Source organism: Nocardia sp. CA-120079 (assembly GCF_050955745.1).
Lineage (GTDB): Bacteria > Actinomycetota > Actinomycetes > Mycobacteriales > Mycobacteriaceae > Nocardia.
Map to the genome: position 1 here is coordinate 8544951 of NZ_CP192088.1, position 17326 is coordinate 8562276.

Consider the following 17326-nt stretch of genomic DNA (forward strand, 5'->3'; position numbering starts at 1 on the left):
CGCCCGCCTCGTACCTCACCTCGAACCGGCTAGATTGTCCCTATGTCTGTGTCGCCCAAAAAGATCGGGCGCACGTGGTAGCAGGGGACACCACCGCCGAGGCCCGGGGGGAAATCCGATCACCGCGTGCGGTTTTCGCGCAACGATTCGCCGATCTCTATGCGGCCGCGGGCAATCCGACGCTGCGACGGGTGGCCACGGCGGCCGAAGCGAGGATGCGGGCCGCGCAGGGTACGCGGGCTACCGCGAGTGCTTCGGTGCAGCGGATCAGCGATTGGAAGGCGGGCCGCAATGTTCCGGCTCGCTTCGAATCGCTGCTTCCGGTGGTGCTCACCCTGATCGACCTGGCCAAGAAGGCCGAGTCGCGGACCAGTCGGCAGTTGCTGGAAGTGCGTGAGTGGCAACGGCTCTGGCAGGCCGCCATCACCTGGACTCCGAATGACGAGGACGACGCGGGCTGTCCCTACCTAGGACTCACCTCGTATCGCAAGCAGCACCGGGACCTCTTCTTCGGCAGAACCCGATCCACTGCCGAACTCGTCGATTTGGTCCAGGGCTCCGCCGCCGACGCGGATGGCGTCGTCGTGCTGATCGGCGCATCGGGTGCGGGCAAGTCCTCGCTGTTGGCGGCGGGACTCATACCCGCCGTTACCGACAACTGGTCGACCGCCACGATGACCCCCGGGGTGAGGCCGCTGCGCGCGCTGGCCAAGGCTTTTCACGCGGACAACCCGACAGCCGAGCCATCCGCCGACGAGGTGTGCACGGCACTCGACCAGTGGAGCGCCGAACAACGCCGACTGCTCATCGTGGACCAGTTCGAGGAGCTGTTCACCGCCTGCCCGGATGAACGCGAGCGCGAAGCCTTCCTGAATGTCTTGGACCGCTGCGCGACTCGGGCCGAGGATGCCCTCACCGTCGTCATCGCCCTGCGCGCCGATTTCTACGCCCAGTGCCTCGACTACCCGATCCTGCAGCACGCTCTCGAACACCGGAGCTATCTACTCGGCCCCATGCGGCTGGACGAACTGGACCGGGCACTCATCGGGCCGGCCAACCACGCTGGGCTCGAACTGGAGTCCGGCCTGGCAGAACTGGTGATCACCGAACTCTGCGGACTCGGCGATCACGAGAACCGGCAGAGCTACGATCCCGGCGCACTCCCGCTGCTGTCGCACGTCATGGCCGCCACCTGGCAGCACCGCGAAGGCCGCAAACTCACCGTCGCCGGATATCGCAGGGCCGGCGGTGTCCTCGGCTCCATCGCCGCCACCGCCGAACAGGCATGGAGCGAACTATCCGATACCCAGCAGTGCTCCGCGAAGGATGTGCTGCTCGGACTCGTTACCGTCGCCAATGACTCGCGCGATACCCGGCGCATCGCCGTCCGTCCGAACCTGCTGCAACGCACCACCGACCCGGTATCGGCCACGGCCGCACTGGAACTGCTTGCCCGCACCCGCCTGATCACCCTCGACTCCGACTCGGTGTACCTGACCCACGAGATCGTGCTGGACGCCTGGCCGCGACTGCACACCTGGATCGACGAGGACCGCGTCGGCTACCTGGTCCGGCAGCGGTTGGAAGCCGATGCCGCGGAATGGGATTCGACCGGACAGGATCCCTCACTGCTCTATCGGGGCACCCGGCTCGAGACCGCGCTCGGTCATGTCGATCCACCCATGGTCGGCGGCCAGATCCGCACTTTCCTCGAGCATTCCCGAGCAGCGCGAACGCACACCCGCCGACGGTCGTCGGTGACCCGCGTAGTCCTCGCCATGCTCGGCGTCGGCCTGCTCGTACTCGGCACGGTCGCCTACGCGCAGGTCGAGCTCACCAAACAGCAGCGCAACGACAAGAACTTCGGATCCGTACTGGCAGAGGCGGATCGACTACAACAAATCGATCCATCGCTGTCCGCGCAGCTATATCTCGTCGCCGGACAACTCAGGCCGGGCGATCCCGAGGTGCGGGCACGGTTGCTCGCGACCCAGAACCTCACCCTCGCAACACCATTTGTCGCACACGACGAGGGGATCAGGACCATCGCGTACCGACCCGATGGCCGGGTGCTGGCTTCCGCGAGCAACGACAACACCATCCGCCTCTGGGACGTCGCCGATCCGCGACATCCCCACCCGCTGGGCGAGCCTTTACGCGAATCCCCTTCCGGGGCAACGTCCATGGCATTCAACCCGGATGGCACGATGCTCGCGACCACCGGCACTTCGGCACGACCGCAGCTGTGGGATGTCCGTGATCCGGCGCATCCCCGGCTTTTCGGATCACCGCCGACGACCACCAGCGACACGGGTTATCTGATGTCCTTCAGTCCGAACGGACGGACGCTGGCAATCGGGTCCATGCGCGACAAAGGCATCACCCTGTGGGATGTCGGCAACCCGGCCGAACCGATACCGGGTCGGTTCATCCCCACGCCGCGAGATCGGGACCTGTCCGCATTCGCGTTCAGCGGCACTGGGCGGCTACTGGCGGTCGCGACCAGCGACTGGGACCGCAGTATCGCTACGGTCGAATTGTGGTCCGTCCCGGCCGCGGGGGAAATCACCCGCGCTGGAACACCATTCGAGGTGACCCACGATGTCGAAGCAATCCGGTTCAGCCCTGACAACACCGTCTTCGCTCTGGCCGGTCCACGCCTGACCGTACGGCACACCTACGTCAGCGTGACCCAGCTGTGGGCCGCCGATGACCCCGCCCACCCGCGCCCGCTCGGAAATCCGCTGGTGGATAACGTGGTTCAGCAGCCCGTGCCCCTGCTCGCCTTCAGCCCGGACGGCCACACACTGGCGACCGGTGGTGCCACCGGAGCGAAACTGTGGAATATCGCCGATCCCGCGCAGCCGACCCCGCTGGGCACGCAGCTGTCGGCGATTCCGTCCCGCTGCCTCAACGACGCGAGAATTCCCACCCGATGTACCGGTGAACCGACGGGGCTGGCATTCAGACCGGATGGAAAGATTTTGGCCGTCGGTGGCACCGAGGGAGTCGTGCGGCTGTGGTCCCTGGCGCCTGCGGTTCTCAACGGACACACCGATTGGGGCAGGAGCCCGATATTCGATGCCACCGGCACCCGGATGGTGAGCGATTCCAGCGACGGCACATTCGTCATATGGGATACCGGTAACCCCCGGGAACCAGTCCGGATCGGGGAATTCCGGGCGAAACCTGGATCATCGATCCGGGCCCTGAGCCCTGATGGAAAGTCCCTGATAGCGCGGGACGGTCCGACGGGGCCGATGTTCCTTGTCGACCTGTCCGACCCGAAGCGCCTTCGGATATCGGGCGACTGGCAGGCCGCATCGTCGCAGTGGTCGCGCCTGAGCTTCAACCGCGACTGGACGCTGGCGGCGCAGACTCTGGATCCCAAGGTCGATACCTTCCAACTCGCGAACATTGCGGACCGCTCCCGCCCGGTGCCACTCGGAACACCGACATCCGTGGCTCCCGCCCAGGTCCAAGCCATCGGATTCAATCCGACCGGGCCCACCATCGCGATCATCGAGTCGACCCTGTCCGAACCGAGTTCGCCGGCGATGGCCCTGCGAACCAGGCTGACTCTGTGGGATATCTCGAACCCGGACCGCCCTGTCCGGATGGGTACATCCCCGCCGGAGCACTCGCCGCTGATGCTCGACGTGATCATGCACCCCGACGGCCGCACCGCCGTCACCGTGGCGAACGAAACCTTCCAGGTCTGGGACATCAGTAACCCGGCATCGCCCGAACCGATCGGTGACCGGGTCACCGCACATAATCTGGCGATCATCTCGACCTCGTTCAGTCCCGACGGCAAAACCATGGCCACCAGCGGAAACGACGGATTGGTGCGGTTGTGGGACTTCACCGATCGCCGTCATCCCCGCCTCATGTCCAGTTCCATCGCACCGCCCGGCCCCAACGTCTGGTTCATCCAGTTCCATCCACAAGGCGACTATCTGTCCGCCTCGAGCAGCGGTGGCGAGCGTCGACTGTGGGATCTGGACGAGCAGCACGCGATCGAACGCATCTGTCATGCCACCGCCACCCTCATGACTCCCGAATTCTGGCAGCGCTACCTGCCCCAACTCTCCTACCGTCCGCCCTGCGACTAAACAAGAGACCGCTTGGTCCAAAGAGATCAGAGATTTTCTCAGGGTTCCCCCCGATGCGCCGAAGTGCTGGTCAGCACGACCATGGAAACCATGACGAAAACGAGCTTCGGCGATCAGATTCACCAGATGTGGCAGTCGCGGCCCGTCCGGTTGCCGCGGCAAGGTCCGATCGCGGGCGTCGCGGCCGGGTTCGGGCAGCGCTACGGGATCGATCCGGTGCTCGTGCGGGTCGCGCTCGTGGTGTCGACAATCTTCGGCGGGGCGGGCATTGTGCTCTACCTGCTCGCCTGGCTGCTGTTCAACGAGGCGGGTGATCAATACTCGGCGGCCGAGTCGCTGTTCGGCAAGGGGCACAGCTCGCAGTCACAGACCAAGACCATCGTTTTGATCGTGGCACTCGCCATCGCGGTCAGCACCATCGGACCGGTCGGCGTCGGACTGGCCGGCTCGGGCATGATCAGCATGTCGCTGCTGCTGGCCGGTTGGTGGATGCTGCATATGCGAAATCCGCAGCCGCCGCCCGGCACGAGTTCGCTCGGTGGCTTGGACGGCGGTCTCACCGCGACCGGCTACCCCGGGGCCGTATTCCCTCCGCGCACGATGCCCGGCGACTTCTACGGGCCGGAGAGCAGCATGTACACCCCGTACACGAAGCTGCCGGACGCATATGTTCCGGACGCTCCGGCCCAGGCGGCGCCGAATACCCCTGCGCAGGACCCAGTTCGCTCACCGGATGCCGAAAATGGCGACGCTGAAACCGAACTGATCGAAAAGGCCGGCATGCCGATCGATGCGGCCGCTACGCCGGCCGATCCCGACACCGTCCTGCTGGGTAAAGAAGATGCCGACACCGTCCTGCTCGACAAGGGCGAGGCGGGAACCACGGCACCACCCACCGAGACCACAACGCCCGACAATGCAACGCCGAGAATTGCCGCTCCCGAATCGCCGGACACGATCGGCGGCCCGTCCGGCGCGAGCACGGCGTCCGGCGCAACAGGTGGCGACACCACACATGCCATAACACCCGGCACGAGCAACATCGACGGCGCTTCGGAAAACGGCGGCAGCTCATCGCGAACCGAATCCGCTTCGCGCACAAGCACCCCCCCATCCCGCACAACGGCCGCGACCCCCACCGGCCTGACCCCACCCTCCTGGGACCCCCTCGGCGTAGCCCCACTCGCCTGGGATCTCCCCGAACCCGCCCCGACCCGCACCATCATCGCGCCCCCGCCGAAGCGCCCCCGCTCCCGGCTCACCCCGGTAGTGCTCGGCCTGGCCATCCTGGCCGCCGCGGGTGCGGGTGCGCTGGCCGCCTCCGGCGTCGAGTGGATGACACCGGGACGCATCGGCGCGGTGGCGCTGGCGGTGATCGGGTTGGGTCTGGTGATCGGCGCATTCCTCCGTCGCGGCTTCGGCCTGCTGGTGTTGACCGCACCGCTCGCCGGATTCGTGGTGCTGGCCTCGCTGCTCGGCCCCATCGAATTCGACAGCGCCACCGTCGGTGATCGCACCTGGGCGCCGACCTCGATGGCCGACCTGGCCCCGAAGTACGAGTTGACGGTGGGGACAGGCACATTGGATCTGCGGTCGCTGAACCTGACCGAAAACCGGACCGTCGAGATCGCGGTTCGGCTCGGCGATGCCAGGATCCTGCTGCCCGAGGGCATGACGGTGCGCACCGATTGCACCGTCAATCTGGGAGATGTCAACTGCCCCACCGGTATTACCGGCCCGCATGCCGACGGCGCGCCGGTGCTCGACCTGAAAGTCCATGTCCGGACCGGCAATGCGGAGGTGCACCGTGGCTGACCCCACCGATGACAACGTCACCAAGCGGGGACCGTCCGTCTCCCTGCTGATCGTCGGACTGCTCGCCCTCGGCGTGAGCATCTGGGCCTTCATCGGCCCGGCCACCATGACCGCCACCGGTGTGGCCTCGCTCGGCTGGGTCGTCGTGATCGCCGCCATCGTGGTCGGCATCTTCCTGGTCATATCCCCGCGCAGACCCCGCTGATCACCCCGAATGGCCCGTCCCACGGACGGGCCATTCGCTTTCCGGAGGAGCACAACGCCAATGCCCATGGAACAGTTCGACACCCACGACGAACCGACCGACCATACGGGAATCCCGATCGGCCGCTTCATGCCGCTGACACCGAGCCGGAGCTACCTCGGCGGCGGCTTATTGCTCGGGCAACTCATCCTCGGCCGCACACCGCCGCCCACGACTAGTCCAAATAGGCCGGGCAGCCCAAATGCTCACTGATCCGGTCGAGTAGCCGCTGCATACTCACCCGCTGCTTGCCCTCGACACCCCGCGCGATCATCGGCACCATCCACCGCCCACTGGTCGCGACGTTGAACATCTGCTGGATCACCCGAGCGCCCTTCGGATGCGGCAGCACTCGGCATTCTGCGCGAAACCACCGCTGCCCCTCGACCGCGAACATCGCCTGCGCCCGATCCACCTCGACCCGAATCCCATTGAGATCCCCGGCGATCGCGGCCCGGAATTCATTCGGGCCGCCGCGCAACTCGATCCCGGGGTCGGGCCCGTCGACGAGGAAGAAGGCGTTGTCCGGACCGACCGGGCCCGCGCTCACTGTGGTGAGCAGCGCAGCCACCACCCCACACGGTGCCTCGACAACCGCGTGGAAGGTGCAGAGCGGCTTCTTCGCTGCCATCCGGACCCCCTGGGGAACTGGTCTATCCGGCTGACGGTACTCCCGAAATCCGGCAAATCAGGCCCGATTGCGGGGTCACTCCCATTCGATGGTGCCCGGCGGCTTGCTCGTCACATCGAGGACAACCCGGTTGACCTCGGCCACCTCATTGGTGATGCGGGTGGAAATGCGCTCGAGTACGTCATAGGGCAGCCGGGTCCAGTCGGCGGTCATCGCGTCCTCACTGGAGACCGGGCGGAGCACGATCGGATGGCCGTAGGTGCGGCCGTCGCCCTGCACACCGACGCTGCGCACATCCGCGAGCAGCACCACCGGGCACTGCCAGATCTGGCGATCGAGTCCGGCGGCGGTCAACTCCTCGCGTACGATGGCATCGGCCTGCCGCAGCGTCTCCAGGCGGTCCGCGGTGACCTCGCCGACAATGCGGATGGCCAGGCCGGGCCCCGGGAACGGCTGGCGGGCAACGATTTCCTCGGGCAGCCCGAGTTCGCGGCCGACCGCGCGCACCTCGTCCTTGAACAGCAACCGCAACGGCTCGACGAGGTCGAACTCCAGATCGTCGGGCAGACCGCCGACATTGTGGTGGCTCTTGATATTCGCGGTGCCGCTGCCGCCACCGGATTCGACGACGTCCGGGTAGAGCGTGCCCTGCACCAGGAACTCGACCTCCGGCTCGGCGCCACCGGTCTGTTCCACGACGACCTCGGAGACCGCGTCCTCGAACGACCGGATGAACTCCCGGCCGATGATCTTGCGCTTCTCCTCCGGATCGGTGACGCCCTTCAGCTCACCGAGGAACTTGTCCACCGCGTCGACGGTAACCAGCTTGGCGCCGGTCGCGGCGACGAAGTCCTGCTGCACCTGCTCGCGCTCCCCCGCCCGCAACAGGCCGTGGTCGACGAACACACAGGTCAGGCGGTCGCCGATGGCGCGCTGCACCAGCGCTGCGGCGACCGCGCTGTCCACACCGCCGGACAGCCCGCAGATCGCATGACCGTCGCCGATCTGCTCGCGCACCGAAGTGATCAACGATTCGGCGATATTGGCCGGGGTCCAGGTGGCGGGGATGCCGGCGAGTTCGTGCAGGAAGCGGCTGAGCACCTGCTGACCGTGCGGCGAGTGCAGCACCTCCGGGTGATACTGCACACCGGCCAGCCTGCGAGCCCGGTTCTCGAATGCGGCGACCGGAGCGCCCGCGCTGGTGCCGGTGACCTCGAAGCCCTCGGGCGCATCGGTGACCGCATCGCCGTGGCTCATCCACACCGGCTGTTTGGTGGGCAGACCGCCGTGCAGCAGACCGCCGTCGATATCGAGGTCGGTGCGGCCGTATTCGCGGGTGCCGGTATGGGCGACGGTGCCGCCGAGCGCTTGCGCCATGGCCTGAAAGCCGTAGCAGATGCCGAAGACCGGAATGTCGAGATCGAACAGCCGCGCGTCCAGCTGCGGTGCGCCCTCGGCGTACACGCTGGACGGTCCGCCGGACAGAATCACCGCAAGCGGCTGCTTCTCGGCGATCTCGTCCACCGTGGCGGTATGCGGAATCACCTCCGAATAAACACTCGATTCACGGACCCGCCGGGCGATCAGCTGGGCGTACTGTGCGCCGAAGTCGACGACGAGGACCGGTCTCTGAGTTTCTGCCACTCGAACAGTTTAGTGAGGGAGCGCAGCGACCGAACCATCGGCACAGCAGCATCGCCGGCATCGGAGCCGAGCGCCAGCGTGGCTTTGATGTCAGCGGCGGAAATCTTCCCGCGCGGCCCCGCACTGCTGGTTATCCTCATGCCGTGCCCTTCGCTCGCGCGATAGACGCCGACATCCACTACGAGGACAGTGGCGGCGACGGTCCGGTGGTCTTACTAGCGCACGAATTCTTCATGGACCGGACGATGTTCGCATCCCAGATGGCCGCGCTCGCACCGGAATTCCGGATCGTGTCCTGGGATGCGCGCGGACACGGCCGCACCAGGGACCAGGGGCTACCGTTCACCTACTGGACCGCCGCGCGCGACGCCCTCACCGTGCTCGACCATCTCGGCGCCGAACGCGCCGTGTTCGGCGGCACCGCGCAAGGGGGATTCACCGCGCTGCGCACCGCGCTCATCGCACCCGAACGGGTTTCCGCGCTGATCCTGATCAGCACCGAGGCGCACGGCCCGACGCCCGAGCAATCCACCGCGACCCAGAAATTCCTGGACGAGTGGTACGACGACGGCTCCCGGCAGGAGGCCGTCGAACAGCTCGCGTATTGGCTGATCGGCGATGACGAGTGGTACCGGGCGATCTGGACCAAACGCTGGCTGGTCCGCGACCGCGAGGGCATCGAGGTCGCCGCGGGCTGTCTACTCGGCCGGGATTCGGTATCGGATCGCTTATCCGAAATCACCTGCCCCGCCTTGGTGATTCACGCCACCGACAGCGGCATCGCCCGCGAGCGCGCCCAGCAGCTGGCCGCCGACCTCACCGCATCGACCTTCGTCGAGATCGCGGGTGCGCGCCTGGCGGTCACCATGACCCACCCCGACCCGGTGAATCACGCCATCCAGCAGTTCCTCCGCGAGCGGTCAGTGCCGACGCACGTCCGCTGAGCGCGGCTACCTCACGCGCGCACGCTGAGGCCGACCCGCTGGAATTCCTTGAGGTCGGAGTAGCCCGCCTTGGCCATCGAGCGACGCAGGCCGCCAACGAGATTCAGCGAGCCGAACGGGTCGTCGGAGGGTCCGTACAGGACACGCTCCAGGCTCGGACGCACCGTCTCGCCGGTATCACCGGACAGCTCGCCGCCCAGATCCCACGGATCCTCCACGTGCAGCAGCGAACCGCGCGGCACCGACGGATGCGCGGCCGAGGACGGCCAGTACCAGCCGCGACCAGGCGCCTCGGCGGCCAGCGCAAGCGGGACCCCGAGCATGGCGGCATCGGCGCCACAGGCGATGGCCTTGGCCAGCTGGCCCGAGGTGGCGATATCGCCGTCGGCGATCACGTGCACATAGCGGCCGCCGGTCTCGTCCAGGTAGTCGCGACGCGCGGCGGCGGCATCGGCGATGGCGGTGGCCATCGGCACCCCGATGCCGAGCACCTCACCGGTGGTCGTCGCGCCGGGGTAGGAGCCGTAACCGACGATGACGCCCGCGGCGCCGGTACGCATCAGGTGCAGCGCGGTCTTGTGATCGCTCACGCCACCGGCCACCACCGGCACATCCAGTTCGGCGATGAAGGTCTTGAGGTTCAACGGTTCACCGTCGCCGACGTGTTCGGCGGAGATGATGGTGCCGTGCACCACGAGTAGGTCGATACCGGCCTGCAGCAGCGCCGGGGTCAGCGCGCGGGCGTTCTGCGGGCTCACCCGCACCGCCACCGTCACACCGGCGGCCCGCACCTGCGCGACCGCGGCGGCCAGCAGATCCGGCTGCATCGGCGCGGCATGCAGTTCCTGCAGCAGCCCGACGGCACGCTCGTAGCCGCCCTTGGCGACGAGCTCGAGCAGCTGGTCGATCTTGGCGGCGACATCGGCGTGCCGGGCCCACAGCCCCTCACCGTTGATGACGCCGAGTCCGCCGAGCCTGCCGAGTTGGATGGCGAACTCCGGCGAGACCAGCGCATCGGTCGGGTGCGCCAGGAACGGGATCTCGAATCGGTATGCGTCCAACTGCCACGCCAGCGATACCTGCTTCGACGAACGAGTCCGCCGCGACGGGACGATATCGACATCGTCCAGTTCATAGGTACGCCGGGCGGTCCGACCCATACCGATCTCGACCATGTCGCGCACGCTTGCTCCTTAATTTTGGCCGCGCCTGCGGCGCGGCGTGTTCGCGGCCCCCTGGTGTCTCGCGTCCGAGCCGTCGAGACTCGCGCCTGCGGGCGCATGCGCTTCGACGACTCGGACGCGAGACGGGCCGCGAACGTCGCTCGTAAGACTCGCTCCGTTGTGGTCGCATGAGGCGACAGGCCGAAGCTCGGACCTCGGAGCGCCCCTCGCTTCGCACAGCCTCAGCTGCCGAAGCGCGTGGAGACGCTACCAAGCCCAATCATGCACGGACCGGACGGTCCAGTACACAAACGTCAACCGGGCTAGCCGCGACCAGTGTAGTTGGGCGCCTCGACGGTCATCGTGATGTCGTGCGGGTGGCTCTCCTTGAGGCCCGCCGCGGTGATCTGCACGAACTGCGCCTCCTGCAGATCCGCGATGGACTGCGACCCGGTGTAGCCCATGGCCGCCCGCAGTCCGCCGACGAGCTGATGGATGACCTGGTTGACCGGTCCGCGGAACGGCACCCGCCCCTCGATGCCCTCGGGCACCAGCTTGTCCTCGGCGAGCACGTCGTCCTGGAAGTAGCGGTCCTTGGAGTACGACTTGGCCTGGCCGCGCCCCTGCATGGCGCCCAGCGAACCCATGCCGCGGTAGCTCTTGAACTGCTTGCCGCCCACCAGGATCAGCTCACCCGGGGACTCGGCGGTACCGGCCAGCAGCGAGCCGAGCATCACGGTGGACGCGCCCGCCGCGATGGCCTTGGCGATATCACCGGAGAACTGGATGCCGCCGTCGGCGATCACCGGAACGCCGTACGGCTTGCACGCGGCGACGGCCTCGAGGATCGCGGTGATCTGCGGCGCGCCGACACCGGCGACCACGCGGGTGGTGCAGATGGAGCCGGGACCGACACCGACCTTCACCGCATCCGCGCCCGCCTCGACCAGCGCGGCCGCACCGGCCCTGGTGGCCACATTGCCACCGACGATCTGGATGCGATCGCCGACCTCGGCCTTGACCTTGGTCACCATCTGCAAGACACCGGCCTGATGGCCGTGCGCGGTATCGACGATGAGCACGTCGACCCCGGCGTCGGCCAAAGTCATAGCGCGCGACCAGGAGTCCTCGCCGACACCGATCGCGGCGCCGACGAGCAGGCGGCCGTCACGGTCCTTGGTGGCATTCGGGTATTGATCGGTCTTGACGAAGTCCTTGACGGTGATGAGTCCCCGCAGGCGGCCGTTACCGTCGACGATGGGCAACTTCTCGATCTTGTGGCGGCGCAGCAGACCGAGCGCGGCCTCGGCGGTGACGCCCTCCTGCGCGGTGATCAACGGCGCTTTGGTCATCACATCGGCGACCCGCCGGTTCTGATCGACCTCGAAGCGCATGTCGCGGTTGGTGATAATGCCCACAAGCGCGCCGGTCTCATCCACCACCGGCAGTCCGGAAATGCGGAAGCGGGCGCACATCGCGTCGACCTCGGCGAGGGTGTCGGTGGGGCGACAGGTCACCGGGTCGGTGACCATGCCCGCCTCGGACCGCTTGACGGTCTCGACCTGCGCGGCCTGATCGGCGACGGCCAGATTGCGGTGCAACACGCCCATGCCACCCGCGCGCGCCATGGAGATGGCCATCCGCGCCTCGGTCACGGTGTCCATGGCGGAGCTGCAGAGCGGGGTGCGCAACCGGATCTCACGGGTCAGCTGGCTGGAGGTTTCCACCGAGCTCGGGATGAGATCCGAAGCGGCCGGTAGCAACAGCACATCGTCGAACGTGAGGCCGAGCATGGCGATCTTGTTCGGATCGTCACCACCCGTAGGAGGGCGGACCGCGATTCGTTCGCCCGATACGGGATTACTCATTCGGATCGACCCCTCCTGGACGTCGAAAGCAACGAACGCCGGGTTGGCCGGCGTCGTGGAAGCTGATGGGATGGACGGTGGCGGCTCCGCCAGCGCTGTCGGATACTGGCCGGGGCCTGTGACCCATGGTATCTGTCCCGCAAACACGCGCCCGACGGCGCCTCGCTAACGCTCGGCCCCGCCGCGCGCGAGGCGCGCTGTATCCATGGTTCACTCGCTGGCGCTCGCTCACGACTGCGCCTCGCTGACGCTCGGCTCCGTCGTGCGCGTGAGCGCCTGTGCCTATGGTTCACTCGCTGCGCTCACTCACGGAACTGAGCCCACCACCGAAACTGGCGCGCCACATAGCTGGCGAAGAGCACCCTGTTCTGCGTACCGTGGGGGTGTGCGTGACCATCTACCACCTGGCTTGCCGCCGGATCCGTTCGCCGGAGACCCCTCCGACCCGTCCGCCGCGCTCGATGCCATCGAGCCCGGCGAACCGCTGGATCCCCACGAGCGCCTTGCGGTCGAGGAGGATCTCGCCGACCTTGCGGTGTATGAGGCACTACTAGCGCACCGTGGCATCCGAGGACTCGTGGTCAGCTGCGAAGACTGCAGACAAGATCACTACCACGACTGGGATATGCTGCGCGCCAACCTGCTTCAGCTGCTGGTCGACGGCACGGTGCGCCCGCACGAGCCCGCCTACGACCCGATGCCGGAAGCGTATGTCACCTGGGATTACTGCCGGGGATACGCGGACGCCTCGATGAACGAGGCCTTCCACGGCGACGGGTTCGACGGGTTCGACAGCTGACATCGCGCGCCCCACACACAGCGCGCTGACGCGCGGGCGCGATGTGAAATAGCTGACAGACAAAAAGCCGACCGCCGGTCGGCGATCGGTTCATGCACAACAATTCGAACATCCGCGCACCCACGCGCGCGCGGATGTGGCGGATATGCATCCGCCACAGCGCTTCTGCTGGATCGAGCGCTTCTCACGAGCCAAAGCGCTGTTGGAGTATCGACTCCGATTAAGTGGCCGGCCCCGATCCGGGCAGCCCCGGCAAAGACGGCAAACCGGTGGGAACCACGAAGGTCGGCGGCTGCTGATGAGTCGGGGATTGCGCGGGCGGGCCGGAATCCACGCTCGGCACGACCCCCGTGGGCTGGGTGGCCACGGTGGTCGGCGGAGCCTGAGTCGGATGACTGGGCTGGGTGGGCTGTTCGGGAGCAGGAGTGCTGACCGGCGGCGCGGTTGTCGGCGGTGTCGACTTGCCCGGTGTGTTCGGCTCCGTCGTCGGCACCTTCGAATCGACCGGCGGCACCACCGAGGAGGTAGAACCAGCATCGCCGGAAGGCCTGGTGGTCGGCGAGTTGGTGCCGTCGGTTGCCGTCGGGTTGGGTGCCGTCGTCGATGTCGTGCTCGCCGCGAGCGACTTCCCGATCTCCGGAGCGATCTTGTTCAACTCCGCGAGCAAGGCGTTGAATTCGTTGATTCGCTTGTCCCGCTTGACCGGATCGTCGATCAGCTCGGCATTCGCCTTGGCGCCCTCCAGCTTTGCCCTTGCCTGCTCCGGATTGTCCTGAGCGAGCATCGTTTTCGCATTGGCCAGATCGCTGTCGGCGCGCTGCACCACGGTCGACTGCGCCTGTTCACTGAACACGACTTCCTTGACCCGCCAGAGCGGATCACCAGGAGCGGCGCCATAGGAGAACGCCGAAAGACCACCGATGACCAGTGCCAGCGCGGCAGCCGTCCCGAGAATCGGACGGATAAGCCGTAGTCGCCCACCGGACTGCGCACCGATCCGGACCTGCCGGGCACCGATCTCCTGATTGACCGCGGCAACGATCTCATCGAGATTCGGTCCAGCGGGCAACGGCGGAGAAATCAGCTCCGCTCGCCAGTCCGCCAGCAGCGACGCGAGCTGAAACTCCTCCGCGCTGCCGGTCTGTACCGGGCCGTTGCTAGCAATGGCATCAATCAGCGCATCGTCTCTGCGCACCGCCGCGATGTCCACCGGACCGGTGTCACCACTCCCGGCGTAGGGACCGCTGTTTCGCGATCCACGTCGCGCCTTCCAGTCGCCCCGACCGCGCTCGCCATCCCTAGCCATACATTTCACCTGCCCTCGCCACTTGTGACTTCAGTTTCGCGAGCGCCCGGTGTTGGGCGACGCGTATCGCACCCGCCGTACTGCCCACGGCGACTGCGGTTTCTTCTGCTGACAAACCCATGACCAAACGCAGGATCAGAATCTCTCGATGCTTCTCCGGAAGCGTCGCGAGCAGACTGTTCATCTGCCTGCTCGTTTCGGACTCGAGAGCTCGCTGTTCCGGCCCCTGGTCGGTGGATATGACATCTGGTACTTCGGCCATTGCCTCCGCCTTGTTACGGGCGGCGTTGCGATGAGCGTCGGCAACCTTGTGCGAAGCGATTCCGTATACGAAGGCCATGAAGGGCCTGCCCTGGTCCTGATACCGGGGCAGAGCTGTCATCACGGCCAGACATACCTCCTGCGCGACGTCGTCCGCAGAGAGCTGTCCACGCTCCGCGGCGCCGATCCGCGCGCGGCAATAGCGCACCACCAACGGGCGGACCAATTCGAGTACCTGAGCTAAAGCGGATCTGTCGCCCTGCGCAGCGGCAGCGACGGCGAGGTCCAACTCTTCGCCCGTGTTCGTCATCGTCAGAGAATTTCCTGGCGTTACAAGTGGCACCGGCAGTGATGACCAGTGCTTCCGCCGAAGGGGCGGAACGGGTCTAACAATAGCGATACAACCCGTGGATCCGGGCAACACGGTGGTGTCTTGATCAGACTCGCGAATCACTCATGGGACGAAAGTGCCCGCCACGACGGCGGATTGCCTGCGCGCACCCCTGTGCATCGGCCGCGGCCGCGCTCGCGCGCGCCCCCGTGGACACCCCGGAGCGCAACATCGAACTGGCCCAACGCAATGGGAGCAATCCGTGCTCGCGGCACTGCTCGGCGACCTCATCGGCGAGCGTTCGCGCATGCTCGACATCACCGGCTGCCGCGGCGGTCGCTGCGACCAGGAGCCGGGACTTGACCCGATGCCGGACGGACGGTCCGTCCTCGGCCAGCGCGAGGGCCGTCGCGGCATGGGGCGCGGCGGTGTCGGCGGCGCCGGCGGCGAGTGCGGTCTCCGCGCAGACCCAATGCCACCGGATCAGCGTTCGCCAGCCGTGCGACGACCGCGTCTGGGTCATCGCGTCATGACAGCGCCGGAGCAGGCGCGAAGCGAGCGCCAGACGGCCGGTGCCGAGCGCGTCGGCCGCGAGACCGGTCAGCGCGTCACAGATCGCGTCCACGCGTCCGGGACCGACCGCATCCCCCGTCGGCAGGATCAACGCGGCCGCGCGACCGTCGTATCCGGCGGCACGGGCATGCCAGCCGAGCTGACGCAGAAACGAGCCCTCGGTACTCGCGGCCAGCGACAGCAACACCGGATCGGTGGTGTGTGCGCGCAATACCCGCAACTCTTCACGTGCCGCGGCGTAGCGGCCCTGACCACCGAAGATCACCGCCCGATGCCAGAAATCGAGCGGGTTCACGGCGGTTGGCAACTCGTTAGCGGCACGGCCGGGGCAGGCACCGAAAGCCGCGTCGGCAAGCATGGCGGACTCGATATATATAGGGGAAGCAGGCACGAGCACGCCGAACTCTAACCCGAGCGCCGCGGGTGGCCGCGCAGCGAGAAACCGTCCGTCAGGTACTTCCGGCTAATATTGAGCATTTCATCGCCGTCGCCATGTTTCCATCAAGTAAAAGTACTTCCGGCAATCACATAGCGTGTGTGACCGGAATTCACATGCGTTTCGCGCAATTAACCTCAGCGCCCCGTTTCTGCCATCTGCGATCGACCGGACATCGTAGCGGGCCGTCGACGGTGTGATAGGACCCACGTCTTCGCCTACTCGCTACCACACCGGGATGCAACCACCGACCGGTTCCCACCTGCGGGAATGCGGAATACTGACGCCATGCGAAGACCTACCAGCCTCTGGCCAACCGATCAGTATTGCCGGACGGGCCCAAAAAGTAAACAGCTTCGAGGTTAATTTTCGCAGCTTAAGATTTAGAAAACTGCTGCATCGAACTATTGACGGAATTTCGCGGCTGGACCTAACGTAACTCATCGCCACGGTCGGCGCCGCGCGAAATTGCAGCGACCGCAATAGGCGAGCCCATGGCACGCCGCCGACCCAGCGCCGTGGCCACAACTGTTGCAGAACAACTGCTCGACAACGCTGACGAGCTCGCACCACGAGGAGTTCACCATGCCCATGCCGACTCACCTCCCCGGACCGAACGCGGACGTCTGGGACTGGCAGATGCGAGGATCCTGCCGAGGCCAGGACTCCGCGGTGTTTTTCCATCCGGACGGTGAACGCGGCCGCGCCCGCACCGCACGCGAGATGCGCGCCAAAGAGATCTGCCGAGCCTGCCCGGTGCTCATGCAGTGCCGCAGCCACGCACTCAAAGTCAGCGAGCCCTACGGCATCTGGGGCGGTATGTCCGAAACCGAGCGGGAGATGCACGCTCGACGCAACCGTCGTCGGATGGCCGTTTAAAACCAACTTCTTCCCATCCGGGTGGCGCGGCGCGCCGAATGCCTAGCAAACACCCGGCGATGGCCACAAGCCGAAGTCGGTTACAGATGCGGCGTTTCGTGAAACCAACGGCGTGTCACGGCGTGTCCTCTCCAGAAACGTCTGGCGTGTCGAGGCTTACCGGGAAGTTGCCGGCCCCGCATGCGGTTCGCTGACACCCCACCGCATGGGGTCCGATAGCGGCCAGCTACGGTAGTGACCGATGACACAGAATGGAGCGTTGTGACAACGCGGCCGCCGGCCGCAGAGGGCGACTCGTTCCGAAGAGAAGCCATCCC

Annotated in this window: 13 protein-coding genes; 6 read left to right on the forward strand and 7 right to left on the reverse strand. The window is 66.5% G+C overall.

Annotation, left to right across the window (positions count from 1 at the left end; translation table 11 throughout):
• Positions 1 to 74: 74 nt before the first annotated feature.
• From ACQPYR_RS38935 to ACQPYR_RS38945, 3 genes are all read left to right on the forward strand, one after another.
• Positions 75 to 4115 (forward strand): hypothetical protein, encoded by a 4041-nt coding sequence (locus ACQPYR_RS38935; protein WP_433624500.1) that lies wholly within the window; start codon positions 75 to 77, stop codon positions 4113 to 4115.
• A gap of 90 nt (positions 4116 to 4205) precedes the next feature.
• Positions 4206 to 5930, forward strand: a complete 1725-nt coding sequence (locus tag ACQPYR_RS38940; RefSeq protein ID WP_433624502.1) for a PspC domain-containing protein — start codon at positions 4206 to 4208, stop codon at positions 5928 to 5930.
• A complete protein-coding gene (locus ACQPYR_RS38945) occupies positions 5923 to 6135 on the forward strand; it encodes a hypothetical protein (protein WP_063039019.1) in 213 nt (70 codons plus the stop codon). Before ACQPYR_RS38940 ends, ACQPYR_RS38945 begins: the two co-directional genes overlap by 8 nt.
• A 214-nt stretch (positions 6136 to 6349) precedes the next feature.
• On the opposite strand, the gene ACQPYR_RS38950 is transcribed toward ACQPYR_RS38945, so the two are convergent.
• The gene (locus ACQPYR_RS38950; protein WP_433624504.1) at positions 6350 to 6805 is read right to left on the reverse strand and encodes a hypothetical protein; all 456 of its coding nucleotides are present in this window, start codon (positions 6803 to 6805) and stop codon (positions 6350 to 6352) included.
• A gap of 75 nt (positions 6806 to 6880) precedes the next feature.
• On the reverse strand, positions 6881 to 8449 hold the full coding sequence (gene guaA, locus ACQPYR_RS38955; protein WP_433624506.1) for a glutamine-hydrolyzing GMP synthase: 1569 nt from the start codon (positions 8447 to 8449) through the stop codon (positions 6881 to 6883).
• A 143-nt stretch (positions 8450 to 8592) separates the two neighbouring features.
• Between guaA and ACQPYR_RS38960 the strand changes: the two genes are divergently transcribed.
• Positions 8593 to 9393 carry an alpha/beta fold hydrolase gene (locus tag ACQPYR_RS38960; protein ID WP_433624508.1) on the forward strand — a complete coding sequence of 267 codons (801 nt, stop codon included), beginning with the start codon at positions 8593 to 8595 and terminating at the stop codon, positions 9391 to 9393.
• Between the two features lie 11 nt (positions 9394 to 9404).
• Here the strand turns inward: ACQPYR_RS38960 and ACQPYR_RS38965 are convergent, their stop codons facing one another.
• Both ACQPYR_RS38965 and guaB read right to left on the reverse strand, forming a co-directional pair.
• The gene (locus ACQPYR_RS38965) at positions 9405 to 10577 is read right to left on the reverse strand and encodes a GuaB3 family IMP dehydrogenase-related protein (protein WP_433624510.1); all 1173 of its coding nucleotides are present in this window, start codon (positions 10575 to 10577) and stop codon (positions 9405 to 9407) included.
• 302 nt (positions 10578 to 10879) lie between these two features.
• The gene (guaB, locus tag ACQPYR_RS38970) at positions 10880 to 12424 is read right to left on the reverse strand and encodes an IMP dehydrogenase (RefSeq protein ID WP_157124170.1); all 1545 of its coding nucleotides are present in this window, start codon (positions 12422 to 12424) and stop codon (positions 10880 to 10882) included.
• Positions 12425 to 12809: 385 nt separating this feature from the next.
• On the opposite strand from guaB, the gene ACQPYR_RS38975 reads away from it, so the two are divergent.
• Entirely contained in the window at positions 12810 to 13223 is a 414-nt protein-coding gene (locus tag ACQPYR_RS38975; protein ID WP_040686729.1) for a DUF5319 domain-containing protein, read from the forward strand.
• Between the two features lie 220 nt (positions 13224 to 13443).
• On the opposite strand, the gene ACQPYR_RS38980 is transcribed toward ACQPYR_RS38975, so the two are convergent.
• The 3 genes from ACQPYR_RS38980 to ACQPYR_RS38990 all read right to left on the reverse strand — a co-directional run bounded on the left by ACQPYR_RS38980 (position 13444) and on the right by ACQPYR_RS38990 (position 15989).
• The gene (locus ACQPYR_RS38980) at positions 13444 to 14529 is read right to left on the reverse strand and encodes an anti-sigma-D factor RsdA (RefSeq protein ID WP_433624512.1); all 1086 of its coding nucleotides are present in this window, start codon (positions 14527 to 14529) and stop codon (positions 13444 to 13446) included.
• Entirely contained in the window at positions 14522 to 15100 is a 579-nt protein-coding gene (locus ACQPYR_RS38985) for a sigma-70 family RNA polymerase sigma factor (protein WP_040686727.1), read from the reverse strand. The genes ACQPYR_RS38980 and ACQPYR_RS38985 overlap by 8 nt, the downstream gene beginning before the upstream one ends.
• 127 nt (positions 15101 to 15227) lie before the next feature.
• A complete protein-coding gene (locus tag ACQPYR_RS38990) occupies positions 15228 to 15989 on the reverse strand; it encodes a hypothetical protein (protein WP_433624514.1) in 762 nt (253 codons plus the stop codon).
• 726 nt (positions 15990 to 16715) lie between these two features.
• Here ACQPYR_RS38990 and ACQPYR_RS38995 point away from each other — a divergent pair.
• Entirely contained in the window at positions 16716 to 17009 is a 294-nt protein-coding gene (locus tag ACQPYR_RS38995; RefSeq protein ID WP_014981828.1) for a WhiB family transcriptional regulator, read from the forward strand.
• Positions 17010 to 17326: the final 317 nt, after the last annotated feature.

Coding starts and splice junctions, on each gene's coding strand:
- ACQPYR_RS38940 (WP_433624502.1), top strand. CDS start 4,206: ATGACGAAAACGAGCTTCGGCGATCAGATTCACCAGATGTGGCAGTCG.
- ACQPYR_RS38950 (WP_433624504.1), bottom strand. CDS start 6,805: ATGGCAGCGAAGAAGCCGCTCTGCACCTTCCACGCGGTTGTCGAGGCA.
- guaB (WP_157124170.1), bottom strand. CDS start 12,424: ATGAGTAATCCCGTATCGGGCGAACGAATCGCGGTCCGCCCTCCTACG.
- ACQPYR_RS38980 (WP_433624512.1), bottom strand. CDS start 14,529: ATGGCTAGGGATGGCGAGCGCGGTCGGGGCGACTGGAAGGCGCGACGT.
- ACQPYR_RS38985 (WP_040686727.1), bottom strand. CDS start 15,100: ATGACGAACACGGGCGAAGAGTTGGACCTCGCCGTCGCTGCCGCTGCG.
- ACQPYR_RS38995 (WP_014981828.1), top strand. CDS start 16,716: ATGCCCATGCCGACTCACCTCCCCGGACCGAACGCGGACGTCTGGGAC.